Origin of the sequence: Streptomyces sp. NPDC020299 (genome assembly GCF_044387825.1) — a bacterium.
GTDB lineage: Bacteria > Actinomycetota > Actinomycetes > Streptomycetales > Streptomycetaceae > Streptomyces.
The window spans coordinates 734,833-751,177 of sequence record NZ_JBIRWL010000001.1; the positions used below are offsets into that span (position 1 = coordinate 734,833).

The following is a 16,345-nucleotide window of genomic DNA, read 5'->3' on the forward strand; positions in this document are numbered from 1 at the left end:
GGCGGGTCAGTTGACCCGTAAAGACTGGCGACTTCACCGATGCGGCGCGCGTAGACCCGTCCCCACACTCCTGGCGACCCCACCGTTTCAGGAGGCTTCATGCAACGCCACAAGCGTCGTATCGCCACGGCAGTTTCGGCGGTGACCGCATCGTTCCTTCTGTCCGTCCTCTCCGTCCCCCTCACCGCGGCCCCGGCCCACGCGGCGAGTCACAACCCGGTCGTGTTCGTGCACGGGCTCAGCGGTTCGGCGAGCGGCTGGGACGACTGGGTCGCGGACTTCGAGGCCGACGGCTATTCCTCCTCGGAGCTGTTCGCGTGGTCGTACGACTGGACTCAGTCGAACGCCACCACCGCCCAGCAGCTGGCCACCGAGGTGAAGTCCGTGCTGGCGACGACGGGCGCCTCGAAGGTGGACATCGTCGTCCACTCCATGGGCGCGCTGAGCGGCCGCTACTACCTCAAGAACCTCGGCGGGACGTCGTACGTCGACGACTTCGTGTCGGTCGCCGGGGTGAACCACGGCACCTCCATCGCCTCCCTGTGCGGGTGGCTGTACACGTCCTGCAAGGAGATGCAGACGGGCAGTTCCTTCCTGACCGCGCTCAACTCGGGTGACGAGACGCCCGGCAGCGTGTCGTACGCCAGTTACTGGTCGGACTGCGACGAGGCGATCAACCCGGACTCCTCGGCGCTGCTCAGCGGTGCGACCAACGTCGACGTCGGCTGCGTCTCGCACACCGACATGAACAACGACCACGGTGTGTACGAGCAGGTGCGCGACTTCATCGCCTAGAACCCTGTCCTGAACCGTGCGAGGACGCGGGGGTGCGACGGGCCCGTACGGGGGACAATCCCCGTAGGCCCGTCCTCTCCGGGAGGTCGTCATGCGGCTGCGCTCCACCGGCTCCGGCAAGGTGGCACGGGATCCCGTCCACCACCCGCTCTTCGCCCGCTACTACGCCCGCGTCAGCGCCTGCGCCGAGAGCAGGCTGGGCCTGGCCGGGGTGCGGGAGCGGATGCTCGCCGGCCTGTCCGGGCGGGTGATCGAGATCGGTGCGGGCAACGGTCTGAACTTCGCGCACTATCCGGGAGCGGTCGCGGAGGTCGTCGCGATCGAACCCGAGCGCACGCTCAGACAGCTGGCGGTGCGGGCCGCCCTGCGCACGGAGGTGCCGGTGGACGTGGTGCCGGGCGCGGCGGAGGCGCTGCCGGTGAAGAGCGAGGCCTTCGACGCGGTCGTGCTGTCGCTGGTGCTGTGCAGCGTCCGGGATGTGCCGCGAGCGCTGGGCGAGGTGCGGCGGGTGCTGCGGCCCGGCGGGGAGGTGCGGTTCTTCGAGCACGGCCGGGGCGGCGGCCGGGCGATGACTCTCACCCAGCGTGCGCTGGACGGGACCGTGTGGCCGGTGCTGAACGGCGGCTGTCATCTGTCCCGCGAGCCGGTCACGGCGCTGCGGGCGGCTGGGTTCGAGCTGGGCCCGTACCGCGAGGTGCTGCTGCCGGAGAAGGGGCCGAGGCTGCCCACTTCGTTCTGTGTGCTGGGTACGGCGTTTCGGCCTGCCGAGCGGTGATCGCCGATACTCCTCCCCCGGGTGGAGAGTGCCCCTTACACCGGTAGCGGGGGTGCGACCTGAGGCGGAGACCCGCTCTGCCCCACGGGGGATACCGGGTGTGCGCCCGGTCACACTACGCTCGGCCAGGACGCGGACTCATGACGTCCAGGCGAGCGAGGAGGCGGCCTTGTCGACACCTGCTACGGAGCACGCGCCCGGCCGGGCGCCCGGCGACGGGACCGCGGCCCGCGCCCGGGGGCTGACCAAGGCGTACGGTTCCGGCGAGACCAGCGTGCTCGCCCTGGATTCGGTGGACGTGGACATCGAGCGCGGCCGGTTCACCGCGGTCATGGGTCCCTCGGGCTCCGGGAAGTCCACCCTGATGCACTGCCTGGCGGGGCTCGACACGGTGTCGGCCGGTCAGGTGTGGCTCGGCGACACCGAGATCACCGGGCTGAAGGAGCGCGAACTGACCCGGCTGCGGCGGGACCGGATCGGCTTCATGTTCCAGTCGTTCAACCTCATTCCGACGCTGAACGCGGCCGAGAACATCACCCTGCCCATGGACATCGCGGGCAAGAAGCCCGACGAGAAGTGGCTGGACCAGGTGATCGACACGCTGGGGCTGCGGGGGCGGCTGAAGCACCGGCCCGCGCAGTTGTCCGGCGGGCAGCAGCAGCGCGTGGCCTGCGCCCGGGCGCTGGCTTCCCGGCCGGAGCTGATCTTCGCCGACGAGCCGACCGGCAACCTCGACTCGCGGGCCGGCCTCGAGGTCCTCGGGTTCCTGCGCGACGCGGTCGACGACCTGGGGCAGACCGTGGTCATGGTGACCCACGACCCGGGCGCCGCCGCCCACTCCGACCTGGTGCTCTTCCTCGCCGACGGCCGGATCGTGGACGAGATGCAACAGCCCACGGCGGAAGCGGTGCTGGAGCGAATGCGCCTTTTTTCTGGGGGAAACCCCCAGGCCCCCGGTTTCGACGTCACGCGCGGCGCGACCGACCGCGACGAAGCCGCCGGGGAGGACTGACCAGGTGCTCAAGGCGACCCTCCGCAGCTTTCTCGCCCACAAGGGGCGGCTGCTGCTGTCCGCGCTGGCCGTCGTGCTGTCCGTGGCGTTCGTCGCGGGCAGCCTGATCTTCTCCGACACGGTCACCCGCACCTTCGACCGGCTCTTCGCCTCCACCTCCGCCGATGTGACGGTGGAGCCGAAGGAGGACCTCAAGTCGTCCGTGCCGACCGGCGCGGTCCAGACCGTACCCGCCGCGCTCGCGGCCCGGGTCGCGAAGGTCGACGGGGTCGCCGCGACCCACGCGGACGTGTCCGTGCAGAACATCGTGGTGGTCGACAGCCGGAACAAGTCCGTGGGTCCGACCACCGGCGCCCCGACCATCGCCACCGACTGGTACCTCACCCACCGCAGCCCGGTGAAGCTGACCTCCGGCCACGCCCCGCACGGCGCGGGCGAGGCGCTGCTGGACGCGGACACCGCCGACAAGAAGCACGTACGCATCGGCGACACGCTGACGGTGCAGGCGGCGCCCGGAACCTTCCGGGTGAAGGTCGTCGGCATCGCCACCTTCACCACCACCAACCCGGGCGCGGCCCTGGTCTTCCTCGACCCCGCGGTCGCCGCCAAGGAGCTGCTCGGCTCCCCCGGCCGGGCCACCAGCATCTCGGTGGACGCGGCGAAGGGCGTGAGCGACTCCGAGCTGAAGAGCCGGGTCCGCCAGGTGACCGGCACCGGCCCCTACGACCTCAAGACCTCCGACGAACAGGCCAAGTCGGCCGCCGCCGACCTCGGCGGCTTCCTCGACGTGATCAAGTACGTGATGCTCGGCTTCGCCGGGATCGCCGTCCTGGTCGGGATCTTCCTGATCGTCAACACCTTCTCCATGCTGGTCGCCCAGCGCACCCGCGAACTGGGCCTGCTGCGGGCGCTGGGCGCCGACCGGCGGCAGGTGCGCCGGTCGGTGCTGACCGAGGCGGTGCTGCTCGGCCTGGCCGGCTCGACGCTGGGCCTCGCGGCCGGCATCGGGCTGGCGTTCGGGCTGATCAAGCTGATGAGCGCGTTCGGCATGAACCTCAAGGCGACGGAGATGGTCGTCGGCTGGCCTACGCCGGTCTCCGCGTACGTCGTCGGCGTCGGCGTCACCTTCGTCGCGGCGTACCTGCCCGCCCGGCGCGCGGCGGGCGTCTCGCCGATGGCGGCACTGGCGGACGCCGAGATCGCCGGGGTGGGCCGGCCGCTGAAGACACGCGCGATCGTCGGTGGCGTCGTCGGGGCGGCCGGCGCGGCCGCGCTGGTGGGCTGTGCGGCGGCGACGAAGACCGCCTCGGCGGCCTCCCTGCTGGGCCTCGGCGTCGTCCTGACCCTCGTCGCCACCGTCATCGCCGGACCGCTGCTGGTCCGGCCGGTGATCCGCGTCCTGGGCGGCGCGTTCCCCGCGCTGTTCGGCTCGGTCGGCCGGATGAGCCAGCGCAACGCCCTGCGCAACCCCCGCCGTACCGGCGCCACCGCCGCCGCGCTCATGGTGGGTCTGGCCCTGGTCGGCGGGATGTCGGTGGCCAGCGCCTCCATGTCCCGGTCGTTCGACCAGCAGATCGACAAGACGCTCGGCGCCGACTTCACCGTCCAGAACGCCAATTTCCAGCCGTTCACCAAGGAGATCACCGACAAGGTGCGCGCCACCGAGGGCGTGCGTCTCGTCGTACGCCAACGGTTCGTGCCGGTGGCGGTACGGCTGCCGGACGGCAAGCGGGTCAAGACGGCCGCCTCCGGATACGACCCGCAGGTGGACGACGTCGCCCACGTCATCTACCAGGGCGGCGACAGCGCGGCGGCGCTGGCCGACGGGCACCTCGGTATGGACGTGAACTTCGCCGAGGACCACCATGTCCGCCTGGGCGACTCGGTCCCGGTGGAGTTCCCGGGCGGCCGGACCACCGACATGACCGTGGGAGCGCTCACCGACCAGGGTGGCTCCGGATTCGGCATGCAGGGCGGGCTGTTCTTCGGCATCGGCACGGCGGAGAAGTACGTGCCCGACGGCCAGGACGCGGCGCTGTACGTCGACAAGTCTCCCGGCACGAGCGCCGGCCGGCTGCGCTCGCGGCTGGAGCGGACGCTCGAGCCGTATCCGCAGGTGCAGGTCCGTGACCAGGCCGACTACAAGAAGCTGGTCCACGACCAGATCTCGGTGCTGCTCTATCTCGTGTACGCGCTGCTCGGGCTGGCGATCGTCATCGCGGTGCTCGGCGTGGTCAACACCCTGGCCCTGTCGGTCGTGGAGCGCACCAGGGAGATCGGCCTGCTGCGCGCCATCGGGCTGGCCAGGCGGCAGCTGCGCCGGATGATCCGGCTGGAGTCGGTGGTGATCGCGGTGTTCGGCGCGGTGCTGGGCCTCGCCCTGGGCCTGGTGTGGGGCGTGTGCGTGCAGCAGGTGCTGGCCCTGCAGGGCATGAACGCGCTGGCGATTCCGTGGGGCACGATCGTCGCGGTGGTCCTCGGTTCGGCGGTGGTGGGCGTGGTGGCCGCCCTGCTGCCGGCGTTGCGTGCATCGCGCATGAATGTGCTGGCGGCCATCGCGCACGAGTGATGGAATCGCGGCGAAGGCTCAAGTCGCCCGTTCCCGAGGAGAGTTCATGCCGCGTCCGTTCCGCTTCGGGGTCAACCTGCTTACTCCCGCGTCGGCCGGGGAGTGGCGCGCCAAGTGCCGCCGTGCCGAGGAACTCGGGTACGACGTGATCCTCGTCCCCGATCACCTCGGCATGGTCGCGCCGTTCCCTGCGCTCGTCGCCGCGGCCGAGGCCACCGAGCGCGCCCGGCTCGGGACCTTCGTGCTCAACGCCGGATTCTGGAACCCGGCACTGCTGGCCCGCGAGGTGGCGGCCACGGACGCGCTGACGGGCGGGCGTCTCGAACTCGGGCTCGGTACCGGCTACGTTCAGGCGGAGCACGACACGGCCGGCCTGCCGTTCGGGTCGCCGGGCGAGCGGGTGGACCACCTCGCACACACCGTGGCGGAGCTGGAGCGGCTGCTCGGCTCGGCGGATTTCCCCCACTCTCGGCTTCGCTCGAGCGGGGGGACCCCCATGCCCAGGCCCGCGCAGTCTCGGGTGCCGCTGCTGATCGGGGGCAACGGCGACCGGATGCTGCGGCTGACCGCCGAGCGGGCCGACATCGCCGCGTTCACGGCCGGGCGCGTGGTCGCCGGGAGTACGGAGGGCAAGATCGCGCCGCTCACCCCCGAGGAGCTCGACGGGCGCGTGGCCCGCTACCGGGAGTTCGCGGCGGGCCGCGCGGAGCCCGCCGAGCTGAACCTGCTCGTGCAGATGGTGACGGTCACGGACGACCCCGAGGCCGTGATCAAGCCACTCCTCGACCGCCAGCCGCAGCTGACCGCGGATGAGGCCATCGCACTGCCGATCGTGCTGGTCGGCACCCTGCGGGAGATCGTCGCGCGGGTACGGGCGCAGCGCGAGCGCTACGGGTTCTCGTACCTGACCGTCCTGGAGCCGTACATGGAGGACTTCGCGCCTGTGATCGAGGAGTTGCGCGGCGAGTAGGCGCGCGGCGGTCGTCCGCATACTGGAATTCTCGGGGCCGCGATGCCACCGATGGTGTGATCATCGTATGACTGACCTGAATCTGCGGTCCGCCGGACCGGACGACCTCGACGCCGTGCTGGCCTTCTGGGAGACGGCCGCCGAGGGCACCAGCATCAGCGACGACCGGGACGGCGTCGAACGGCTGGTGACCCGTGACCCCGAGGCGCTGATCCTCGCCGAGAAGGACGGGGAGCTCGTCGGCACGGTGGTCGCCGGCTTCGACGGCTGGCGCTGCCATCTGTACCGGCTGGCGGTGCACCCCGAGCGGCGGCGGCTGGGCATCGGCTCGGCCCTGCTGGCCGCCGCCGAGGAGCGGTTCGTCCGGCTCGGCGGGCGGCGCGGGGACGCGATGGTGCTGGTGCGCAACGAGACCGCGCACCATGCGTGGCGGGCCGCCGGCTACGCGCCCGAGGAGAGATGGCGGCGCTGGGTGAAGCCGCTCGCCGCCGACTGAGCACACCCTCCACACTTCTTTGCCCATCCTTTACCCTTGGGGGATCACTCGTTCCCGCATGAAAGGTTGTGAGTCCCCGCCCATGGGCGAGCCTCCTCGTCGGCGACATCGCGCGCAGCTTCCTGCCCTGTACAACCATGGGAAGGAGGTGACCCGATGACCGAAGTGCTCCTCCTGCTGGTGGCGGTCCTGCTCTCGCTCGCCTGCGGCGCCTTCGTCGCGGCCGAGTTCTCGCTGACCACGGTCGAACGGGGCGAGCTGGAGCGGGCCGCCCAGCGCGGCGAGCGCGGTGCCGTCGGCGCCCTCAAGGCCGTACGGAGCCTGACGTTCCAGCTCTCCGGGGCGCAACTCGGCATCACGGTCACCAACCTGGTGGTCGGCATGCTGTCCGAGCCCTCCATCGCCAAGCTGCTCGCCGGTCCGCTGCGAGCGCTGGGCATTCCGCAGTCCGCGGCGAACTCGGTCGCGCTGGTGCTCGGCACTGCCCTGTCCACGGTGTTCCTGATGGTCGTCGGCGAACTGGTGCCCAAGAACTGGGCGATCTCCTCACCGCTGGCCATGGCGAAACGGGTCGGCAACCCGCAGCGCTGGTTCAGCGCCGCCTTCCGCCCCTTCATCACGCATCTGAACAACACGGCGAACCGTGTCGTGCGCCGCCTCGGCGTGGAGCCCGCCGAGGAGCTGGCCTCCGCGCGCGGACCCCAGGAGCTGGCGGCGCTGGCCCGGCACTCCGCCAAGGAGGGCGCCCTGGAGGCGGACACCGCCGAGCTGTTCGTCCGCACCCTGAATCTCGCCGACCTCACCGCGGAGAACGTGATGACCCCCCGCGTCCAGGTCATGGCCCTCGATGTCCAGGCCACCTGCCAGGACGTGGCGAACGCGACCCGGGCGACCGGACTGTCCCGGTTCCCGGTCTACCGCGACAGCCTCGACTCGGTCGTCGGCAGCGCCCACATCAAGGACGTCCTGGCCGTCCCCGCCGAGCAGCGCGCCCTCCGCTCCGTCGCACAGCTGATGCGCGAACCCCTGCTGGTCCCCGAGTCGCTCACCGTCGACCGGCTGCTGGACCGGCTCTCCGGCAAGAACACCATGGCCGTCGTCATCGACGAGTACGGCGGTACCGCGGGCGTCGTCACCCTGGAGGACATCGTCGAGGAGGTCGTCGGCGAGGTACGGGACGAACACGACCCGCACGAGACGCCCGACCTGGCGTCGGCCGGGGCCGACGAGCAGGGCCGCGCCCTGTTCTCGGCGGACGGCGCCACCCGCACCGACCAGCTCGCCCGGGTGGGCCTGCGGGTACCGGACGGGCCCTACGAGACGCTGGCCGGGCTGGTGGCGAGGTCGCTGGGGCGGATACCCGAGAACGGGGACCACGTCGAGGTCGCCGGGTGGCGGCTCGACGTGGTGGACGACTCGGGGCACCGGGCCGCCCGGGTGCTGCTGCACGCGCCGCTCGACGACGAACACCGGGAGGCCGTGCGATGACCGCCGTCCAGTTGCTGATCGGACTGGCGACGCTGGTCGTCAACGCCTTCTTCGTGGGCGCCGAGTTCGCGCTGATCTCCGTACGGCGCAGCCAGATCGAGCCGCACGCGGAGGCGGGCGACCGGCGCGCGAAGCTCGTGCTGTGGGGCCTGCAGCACGTGTCCGCGCTGCTGGCGGCGGCGCAGCTCGGCATCACACTGTGCACGCTGGTCCTCGGTGTGGTCGCGGAACCGGCCATCGCACACCTGCTGGAACCGGTGTTCCACGCGCTGGGCGTGTCCACGAGCGCGGGCCACGCCGTCTCCTTCGTGATCGCGCTGGCCCTGGCCACGTATCTGCACATGCTGCTCGGCGAGATGGTGCCCAAGAACATCGCGCTCGCCGAACCGGTGCGCAGCGCACTGCTGCTCGGCCCGCCCCTGGTCGCGCTGTCCCGGGCACTGCGGCCGGTGATCTTCACGGTGAACGCCTTCGCGAACACGCTGCTGAAGCTGCTCAGGGTCGAGGCCAAGGACGAGGTCGCGGCGACCTTCTCCGACGCCCAGCTCGCGGAGATCGTCAAGGACGCCGGCGAGGCCGGCCTGATCGACGACCGCGCCCAGGAGCGGCTGCACGACGCCCTGGAGCTGGGCAGCCGCCCGGTGCGCGACGTGGTGGTCCCGCTGGAACGCGTGGTGTACGCGCGCGTGGGCGTCACGCCCGAGCAGCTGGAAGGCCTGTCCGCCCAGTCCGGCTTCTCGCGCTTCCCCGTCGTGGACGAGGGGCGCCGGATCGTCGGCTACCTGCACGTGAAGGACGCCCTCGACGCCTCGCCGCAGGACATGGCGTTCCGCCTGCGGGACATGCGGCCCATCGCCCGGGTACGCGAGGCGACCCCGCTCGACGACGTCCTGACCGCGATGCGAGGCAGCCGTACGCATGTCGCCGCGGTCCTCGGGACGGACGGACGACTGGCCGGGCTGGTGACCATGGAGGACGTACTGCGGGAGCTGTTCGGCCAGCCGGCGTGACGATACCGACTGGCCGTCCGGCCGGGCGGTACGGCCACCCGGCCGGGCGGGACGGCCGCGTCATCGCACCGGAGCGACCGGCGGGTCCGGCGGGTCCGGCGGGTCCGGCGGGACCAGCGGACACGGGCAAGGATCGGGGCAACCGACCTGCGGCAAGTCGCTCGGCGTGTCGGCCGGACGGCGGAACCCCGGTAGGAACTGTCGGCCGGTCGATCGGGGCGGGCCCCGGCACGGCCCGCCGACCGGACCACCAGCGCACCCCCACCACGCACGGACGACCGACGCAGTTCCCCGCACGGAACGCCCGCCGGGCCACCGGAGCGACGCCCAGCGCGGAAGCCGGCCAGGCAATCCGAGCAGCCCCCGGCACGGCCCGCCGACCGGACCGCCAGCGCACCCCCACCACGCACGGACGAACCCGACGACCAGCGCAGCCCCGGCGCGGACGGGCGGCCGGACGGAGCAGTCCCGGCACGGGCCTGGCCGCTGGACGGCCGGCACAGCCTCCGCTGCGGAGGCGGCGGGCCCCGTGCCCGGCGATGGCCGGGGGCCGGTCCGCCGAGGGTGACCGACCGGCGGGTATGGGGGCGGGATACCATCGCTGTCGCCATGCAGACGAATTCCGCACCCCATCCCGCACACACCAGCCTCGTCGCCGTCGGTGACTCCTTCACCGAGGGCATGTCGGACCTGCTGTCCGACGGTTCCTACCGGGGCTGGGCCGACCTCCTCGCCGCGCGGATGGCCACCCGCACCCCCGGGTTCCGGTACGCCAACCTCGCGGTGCGCGGCAAGCTGATCGGGCAGATCGTCGACGAGCAGGTACCCGTGGCTGCCGCGATGGGGGCCGACGTGATCACGCTGGTCGGCGGTCTCAACGACACGCTGCGGCCCAAGTGCGACATGGGGCGGGTACGGGGCCTGCTCACGGAGGCCGTGGAGCGGCTGGCGCCCTCGTGCAAGCAGCTCGTGCTGATGCGCAGCCCCGGCCGGCAGGGCCCGGTCCTCGAGCGGTTCCGGCCGCGCATGGAGGAGCTGTTCACCTGTGTCGACGAGCTCGCCGAACGGCACGGCGCGCTGGTGGTCGACCTGTACGGGGCGCCCTCGCTGGCCGACCCCCGGCTGTGGGACGTGGACCGGCTGCACCTGACGGCGGAGGGGCACCGCCGGGTCGCCGAGGCGGTCTGGCAGACGCTCGGCCACGAGGCCGAGGACCCCGAGTGGCGGACTCCGATGGCGGCGACCATGCCCCCGGGCTGGGTCACCCGGCGGGTCACGGACGTCCGGTTCGCCCGGCAGTACCTGCTGCCCTGGATAGGCCGGCGCCTGACCGGCCGCTCCTCCGGTGACGGCCGCCCCGCGAAGCGCCCCGAGCTGCTGCCCTACGAGGGCCCGGCGGCGTAACGTCCGTTCCATGGCCACCCGGGTGATCAACGTCAGGGGCCGGATCCACGACTTCGGCCCCCGGCTGGAACACGCCCCCGCGGACGTCGTCTACGTCGGGCGCCGCTGGACCATGGGCGGCTGGGACCTGCCCCGGCACCCGCTGTACAACCCCTTCGCCTACGACACCCCGAGGAAGAAGCGGGACGGCACCCGGGCCGAGGTGATGGCGATGTACCGGGCGTATCTGCTGGAGCGGCCCGAGCTTCTCGACCAGGTGGCCGAGCTGCGCGGGCGGACGCTGGCCTGCTGGTGCGTGCCCGAGCCGTGCCACGCGGATGTGCTGGCGGAGCTGGCCGAGACCGGCTGCGCGGCCGACGTGACCTGGGTCTCGTAGCTTCCGCCGAACCAGGCCGTGGCGCTGGCCTGCACGAATCGCCAGTAGAATCCGTACACGTGACTTCTGCGCCCGCCAAGCCCCGCATCCCGAACGTCCTCGCCGGACGCTACGCCTCCGCCGAGCTCGCCACGCTCTGGTCGCCCGAGCAGAAGGTGAAGCTGGAGCGGCAGCTCTGGCTCGCCGTGCTGCGGGCCCAGAAGGACCTCGGGATCGAGGTCCCCGACGCGGCGCTCGCCGACTACGAGCGCGTCCTCGACACCGTCGACCTCGTCTCGATCGCCGAGCGTGAGAAGGTCACGCGGCACGACGTGAAGGCGCGGATCGAGGAGTTCAACGACCTCGCCGGACACGAGCACGTGCACAAGGGCATGACCTCCCGCGACCTGACGGAGAACGTCGAGCAGCTGCAGATCCGGCTCTCGCTGGAGCTGGTGCGCGACCGCACGGTGGCCGTCCTGGCCCGGCTGGCGAAGCTGGCCGCCGAGTACGGCGAGCTGGTCATGGCCGGCCGCTCCCACAACGTGGCCGCGCAGGCCACCACCCTCGGCAAGCGCTTCGCGACCGCCGCCGACGAGCTGCTCGTGGCGTACGGCCGGGTCGAGGAGCTCCTCGCCCGCTATCCGCTGCGCGGCATCAAGGGCCCGGTGGGCACCGCGCAGGACATGCTGGACCTGCTGGGCGGTGACGCGGGCAAGCTCGCCGATCTGGAGCAGCGGATCGCCGGCCACCTGGGCTTCTCGCAGGCCTTCACCTCGGTCGGCCAGGTCTACCCGCGCTCGCTGGACTACGAGGTCGTGACCGCGCTGGTGCAGCTGGCCGCCGCGCCGTCCTCGCTGGCCAAGACCGTCCGGCTGATGGCGGGCCACGAGCTGGTGACCGAGGGCTTCAAGCCCGGCCAGGTCGGTTCCTCCGCCATGCCGCACAAGATGAACACCCGCTCCTGCGAGCGCGTCAACGGCCTGATGGTCATCCTGCGCGGCTATGCATCGATGACCGGCGAGCTGGCGGGCGACCAGTGGAACGAGGGCGACGTCTCCTGCTCGGTGGTGCGCCGGGTCGCGCTGCCGGACGCGTTCTTCGCCCTGGACGGCCTGCTGGAGACCTTCCTGACGGTCCTCGACGAGTTCGGCGCGTTCCCGGCGGTGATCGCCCGTGAGCTGGACCGCTACCTGCCGTTCCTCGCCACGACCAAGGTGCTGATGGGCGCGGTGCGGGCCGGGGTCGGCCGTGAGGTCGCCCACGAGGCCATCAAGGAGAACGCGGTCTCCACGGCCCTGGCGATGCGCGAGCAGGGCGCCGAGCGCAACGACCTGCTGGACAAGCTCGCCGCCGACGAGCGCCTCCCGCTCGACCAGGCGCGGCTGGAGCAGCTCATGGCCGACAAGCTGTCCTTCACCGGCGCGGCGGCCGACCAGGTCGGCGTCGTCGTCGCCCGGATCGAGGAGATCGTCAAGCGGCATCCGGAGGCCGCGGGCTACACGCCGGGGGCGATCCTCTGACCCGCTTCACCCCGGCGGAGCTGGAGGCCGCCCGTGACCGTCTGGTGCCGGACGTGGTCGCGGACGGCCTCCACGTCCTGTTCTGCGGCATCAATCCGGGGCTGATGACGGCCGCGACGGGCCACCACTTCGCCCGGCCCGGCAACCGCTTCTGGCCGGTACTGCATCTGTCCGGATTCACGCCCAGGCTGCTGAAGCCGTCGGAGCAGCGGGAGTTGCTGTCGTACGGGCTCGGCATCACGAACGTCGTGGCGCGGGCGACGGCGCGGGCCGACGAGCTGACCGCGCGGGAGTACGTCGAGGGCGGCCGGCTGCTGGCGTCGAAGGTGACGCGGCTACGGCCGAGGTGGCTGGCCGTGGTGGGGGTGACCGCATACCGGGCCGCGTTCGGCGACCGTACCGCCCGGGTGGGGCCGCAGGAGCGGACGATCGGGGACACGCGCGTGTGGGTGCTGCCCAACCCGAGCGGTCTGAACGCCCATTGGACGGCGGCGACGATGGCGGAGGAGTTCGCGCGGCTGCGCGAGGCGGCGGCGCCGGCCTAGCTGGTCACGGCGGAGCGATCTCCGTGACCACCGCGACCAACTGGACGTCGTCGGTCTCGTCCCGGTCGGCGACGAAGACCGCGACCCAACGGCCCGTCCCCTCCGCTTCCCAGAGGTAGGCCACCCGGGCTCGAGCACTCACCGAGGCCCAGGGCTCGGGTATCTCCTCCTGCCCGGTCCGCAGCAAAGTGGTCTGCGTGTTCCAGGGAGCGGTCTCTCCCCAGCGGGACGCGAGCCGCTCGTAGAGAGCGTCGCGGCACTTCTCGTACTGCTCCACCGTCGCCGCCCGCGTTCCGCGGTCGCCGTGGTCGCTCTCCAACACCACCGCGTGATAGCCGGGTCCCCCCTCTCCCACGCCCGACGTGTCGTGCTCCGCCACTAAGGGGCGGAAGCACAACTCGTCGATGAGGGCGGTGTGCCGTGCGATGTCCATGGAGTCCAGTAAACCCGGCCCCACTGACAATTGGCGCGGCGTCAGGCGTCCCGGCGCCCCACGCTCCACGCCCCCGCCAGCAACGCCGCCACCGTCCACAGCGCGGTCACCGCGAGCCCCGTCCACGGGCCGAGGCTGCCGTCCCAGTCGCTGTGCAGGACCACCTGCCCCGCCCGGTCGGGCAGGAAGTCGGCGACGCCGCCGGAGACATCGCCGACCACGAAGGACACGATCAGGAGGAACGGGATCAGGGTGCTCAGTGTCGCCACGCCGCTGCGCAGCACGGTCGCGAGGCCGGCGGCGAAGAGTGCCATCAGCGTGAGGTAGACGCCGCAGCCGACCGCGCCGCGCATTCCCTCGCTCCAGGTCGGCACGGTCGCCGTGTCCGCTCCGAGCGCGACCTTGCCCACCGCGAAGGTCACCAGGCCGGTGACCAGGCCGACCACGAGGGCGGGCAGCGCGAGCGCGGTGGCCTTCGCCGCGAACCAGCGCCGCCGGTCGGGCACCGCGGACAGCGTCAGGCGCAGCGCGCCGCCCCGGAACTCGGCGGCCACGGCCGTCGTGCCGTACGCGATCGCCGCGATCTGCCCGAAGCTCACCCCGAAGTAGACCGAGAACAGCGGGTCGGCGTCGTCCGCGTCGGCCGCGGCGAGCGCGGAGAAGGCGACGGTGGCGGGCAGGACCGCGCACAGGCTGCCGATCAGGGAGCGCAGCGTGCGGATCTTGAGCCACTCGGCGTGCAGGGCGGGTGCGAAGGACATGATCAGGCCTCCCGGCGGGCTGCGGCGAACTCGGTCTCGGCGGATGTCAGATCGAGGTAGGCCTGCTCCAAGGTGGCCTCTTCCTGGGTGAGTTCGAGGACGGGCAGGCCCGCCTCGGACACCAGGCGTCCGATGTCCTCCACGCGCGCGTGCGGCACGGTCCACGCACCGTCGTCGCCGTGGGAGGCGTCGTACCCGTGACGGTCCAGCAGGCCGTCGAGCGCCGTGCCGTCGGTCGTGCGCAGGCGTACGCGGGGCCGCACGCGCGCGTCAATGAAGTCCCGTACCGGAGTGTCGGCCAGCAGACGGCCCCGTCCGAGGACGACCAGGTGGTCGGCGAAGGAGGCGGTCTCGTTCATGAGATGGCTGGAGACCAGGACCGTGCGTCCTTCGGCCGCCAGGCGGCGGAGCAACCCGCGGATCCAGACGATGCCTTCGGGGTCGAGGCCGTTGGAGGGCTCGTCGAGCAGGACCACCCCGGGGTCGCCGAGCAGCGCGGCCGCGATGCCGAGGCGCTGGCGCATGCCCAGGGAGTACGTCCGTACGCGGCGCCGGGCCGCCGTCCCGAGCCCTGTCTCCTCCAGCGCCTCGTCGACCCGGCGCGGGGAGATGCGGTTGCTCGCCGCCAGGGCGCGCAGGTGGTCGCGGCCGGTACGGGAACCGTGCGCGGCCTGCGCGTCGAGGAGGGCGCCCACCTGGCGCAGGGGTTCGCGGAGGGTGGCGTAGGGCCGGCCGCCGATCGTGGCGGAGCCGGAGGTCGGGCGGTCGAGGCCGAGCACGAGCCGCATGGTGGTGGACTTTCCGGCGCCGTTGGGGCCGAGGAAGCCGGTGACGCGGCCGGGGAGGACACGGAAGGTCAGTTGGTCCACGGCTCGCCGGGTGCCGTACTCCTTGGTGAGGGCCTGGACGTCGATGCTGGTCATGGCAGCAGTCTGACCGCCGCTGGCGGGCCGGGGCCTCCCCCGCCGGTGGAGACCGTCTCCCCCGCGCGGGGGAGGTCCGCTGTCGGTGGCGGGTGGCACGATGACCGAATGGCCCGCCTTCTGCGCCCGTTGCGCCCGTTGCTCCGGGGGACGACGTACACCCGCCTGCTGCACCTGTGGGTGCCAATGCTGATCGTCAGCGTGTGGATGTTCATCGACTCGGCCACGCCGTGGGTGCCCGCGCTGGTGCTGGTTCCGGTGGGGCTGCTGATCCCGGGCGTGCGCAGGGGCGAGGGCGTGCAGGCCCATCTGCTGCTGACGCCAGGTGAGGAGGACTCGGGCATCTCGACGGCGCCGTCGGCGACGTGGCGCGACCGGCTCCGCACGGTGCTGTGGCTGGAGACGCGGATGGCGCTCTCGGTCGCCGCCTGTTACGCCACCGTCTGGCTGCCGGTCCTCGCCGTGGACCTGACCGGCGTGGCGCTCGGGCGCGTGCCCACGGACGATCCGCTGCTGCCGGTGTCCGAGCCCCACTGGGCCTACGCCTTCCTCGTCCCCCTGCCCGTGATCGCCCTGTACGCCGTCGTCCTCGGCCTCGGCGAACTGGTCACCGCGCTCGCGCGCCGGCTTCTCGGCCCCTCCCCCGCCGAACGCATCGCCGCGCTGGAGGAGCGCACCGAACTCCTCCTGGAGCGCACGCGCATCGCGCGCGAGCTGCACGACTCGATCGGCCACGCGCTGACCGTCGCCGTGGTGCAGGCGGGCGCGGCGCGCGCGGCCCGCGACCCGGAGTTCACCGACCGCGCCCTGGACGCCATCGAGGAGACCGGCCGGGCGGCGCTGGAGGATCTGGAACGCGTGCTCGGCATCCTGCGGGAGTCCCGGCGGCCCGTGAGCGGCCGCCCGGCCCTGACGGACGCGGATCGTCTGCTGGAGTCCGCCCGTGCCTCAGGGGCGAAGGTCGACGCGGATTTCACCGGCCCCCTGGAGACGGTTCCCGGCCCGGTCTCCCGCGAGGGCTACCGCATCCTCCAGGAGGCGCTGACCAATGTGCTCCGGCACGCGGGAGCCGTCCCGGTCCGCGTCCGTGTCGGGGTCACCGGCGGCAACCTCGGTCTGGAGGTCCGCAATCCGCTCACCGCCGGCGACCCGGGCACCGGTGGGGGCAGCGGTCTGCGCGGGATACGCGAGCGCGCGGCCCTGCTCGGCGGTCGCGCGCACACCGGCCCGGACGAAGGTGACTGGCAGGTGCATGTAGAGCTGCCGCTGCGCTGATCTACGCTGGC

At 72.3% G+C, this 16,345-nt stretch carries 16 protein-coding genes; 13 read left to right on the forward strand and 3 right to left on the reverse strand.

The features are described 5' to 3' along the window. Window positions 1–99 precede the first annotated feature (99 nt). The 12 genes from ACH45E_RS03455 to mug all read left to right on the forward strand — a co-directional run bounded on the left by ACH45E_RS03455 (window position 100) and on the right by mug (window position 12,942). A complete protein-coding gene (locus ACH45E_RS03455; protein ID WP_361435604.1) occupies window positions 100–795 on the forward strand; it encodes a triacylglycerol lipase in 696 nt (231 codons plus the stop codon). A gap of 91 nt (window positions 796–886) precedes the next feature. Continuing rightward, window positions 887–1,570, forward strand: a complete 684-nt coding sequence (locus ACH45E_RS03460; RefSeq protein WP_361435601.1) for a class I SAM-dependent methyltransferase — start codon at window positions 887–889, stop codon at window positions 1,568–1,570. 169 nt (window positions 1,571–1,739) lie between these two features. After that, window positions 1,740–2,582 (forward strand): ABC transporter ATP-binding protein, encoded by an 843-nt coding sequence (locus ACH45E_RS03465; protein ID WP_361435598.1) that lies wholly within the window; start codon window positions 1,740–1,742, stop codon window positions 2,580–2,582. A 4-nt stretch (window positions 2,583–2,586) separates the two neighbouring features. After that, window positions 2,587–5,151, forward strand: coding sequence for an ABC transporter permease (locus tag ACH45E_RS03470; RefSeq protein WP_361435595.1), 2,565 nt, complete (start codon window positions 2,587–2,589; stop codon window positions 5,149–5,151). 46 nt (window positions 5,152–5,197) lie between these two features. After that, window positions 5,198–6,121: an LLM class F420-dependent oxidoreductase gene (locus ACH45E_RS03475; RefSeq protein WP_361435593.1), complete on the forward strand. Its 924-nt coding sequence runs from the start codon at window positions 5,198–5,200 to the stop codon at window positions 6,119–6,121. A 22-nt stretch (window positions 6,122–6,143) separates the two neighbouring features. Then, window positions 6,144–6,617 carry a GNAT family N-acetyltransferase gene (locus ACH45E_RS03480; protein ID WP_361436816.1) on the forward strand — a complete coding sequence of 158 codons (474 nt, stop codon included), beginning with the start codon at window positions 6,144–6,146 and terminating at the stop codon, window positions 6,615–6,617. A gap of 156 nt (window positions 6,618–6,773) precedes the next feature. Next, the gene (locus ACH45E_RS03485; protein ID WP_361435591.1) at window positions 6,774–8,105 is read left to right on the forward strand and encodes a hemolysin family protein; all 1,332 of its coding nucleotides are present in this window, start codon (window positions 6,774–6,776) and stop codon (window positions 8,103–8,105) included. After that, window positions 8,102–9,115 (forward strand): hemolysin family protein, encoded by a 1,014-nt coding sequence (locus ACH45E_RS03490; RefSeq protein ID WP_361435589.1) that lies wholly within the window; start codon window positions 8,102–8,104, stop codon window positions 9,113–9,115. The genes ACH45E_RS03485 and ACH45E_RS03490 overlap by 4 nt, the downstream gene beginning before the upstream one ends. A gap of 609 nt (window positions 9,116–9,724) precedes the next feature. Further along, window positions 9,725–10,519 (forward strand): SGNH/GDSL hydrolase family protein, encoded by a 795-nt coding sequence (locus ACH45E_RS03495; RefSeq protein ID WP_361435587.1) that lies wholly within the window; start codon window positions 9,725–9,727, stop codon window positions 10,517–10,519. A gap of 10 nt (window positions 10,520–10,529) precedes the next feature. After that, window positions 10,530–10,895, forward strand: coding sequence for a DUF4326 domain-containing protein (locus ACH45E_RS03500; RefSeq protein WP_361435585.1), 366 nt, complete (start codon window positions 10,530–10,532; stop codon window positions 10,893–10,895). Window positions 10,896–10,954: 59 nt separating this feature from the next. Continuing rightward, window positions 10,955–12,397, forward strand: coding sequence for an adenylosuccinate lyase (gene purB, locus ACH45E_RS03505; RefSeq protein ID WP_361435583.1), 1,443 nt, complete (start codon window positions 10,955–10,957; stop codon window positions 12,395–12,397). Window positions 12,398–12,441: 44 nt separating this feature from the next. Then, window positions 12,442–12,942 carry a G/U mismatch-specific DNA glycosylase gene (mug, locus tag ACH45E_RS03510; RefSeq protein WP_361435581.1) on the forward strand — a complete coding sequence of 167 codons (501 nt, stop codon included), beginning with the start codon at window positions 12,442–12,444 and terminating at the stop codon, window positions 12,940–12,942. A 4-nt stretch (window positions 12,943–12,946) separates the two neighbouring features. Here the strand turns inward: mug and ACH45E_RS03515 are convergent, their stop codons facing one another. Genes ACH45E_RS03515 through ACH45E_RS03525 form a run of 3 tightly spaced genes read right to left on the reverse strand, consistent with a single transcriptional unit; the run spans window position 12,947 to window position 15,059 of the window. Beyond that, window positions 12,947–13,375 carry a hypothetical protein gene (locus tag ACH45E_RS03515; RefSeq protein ID WP_361435579.1) on the reverse strand — a complete coding sequence of 143 codons (429 nt, stop codon included), beginning with the start codon at window positions 13,373–13,375 and terminating at the stop codon, window positions 12,947–12,949. Between the two features lie 41 nt (window positions 13,376–13,416). Continuing rightward, entirely contained in the window at window positions 13,417–14,136 is a 720-nt protein-coding gene (locus ACH45E_RS03520; protein WP_361435577.1) for an ABC transporter permease, read from the reverse strand. Between the two features lie 2 nt (window positions 14,137–14,138). Beyond that, window positions 14,139–15,059: an ATP-binding cassette domain-containing protein gene (locus ACH45E_RS03525; protein ID WP_361435575.1), complete on the reverse strand. Its 921-nt coding sequence runs from the start codon at window positions 15,057–15,059 to the stop codon at window positions 14,139–14,141. Between the two features lie 108 nt (window positions 15,060–15,167). Between ACH45E_RS03525 and ACH45E_RS03530 the strand changes: the two genes are divergently transcribed. Continuing rightward, window positions 15,168–16,334, forward strand: a complete 1,167-nt coding sequence (locus ACH45E_RS03530) for a histidine kinase (RefSeq protein WP_361435573.1) — start codon at window positions 15,168–15,170, stop codon at window positions 16,332–16,334. The last annotated feature ends 11 nt before the right edge of the window (window positions 16,335–16,345 follow it).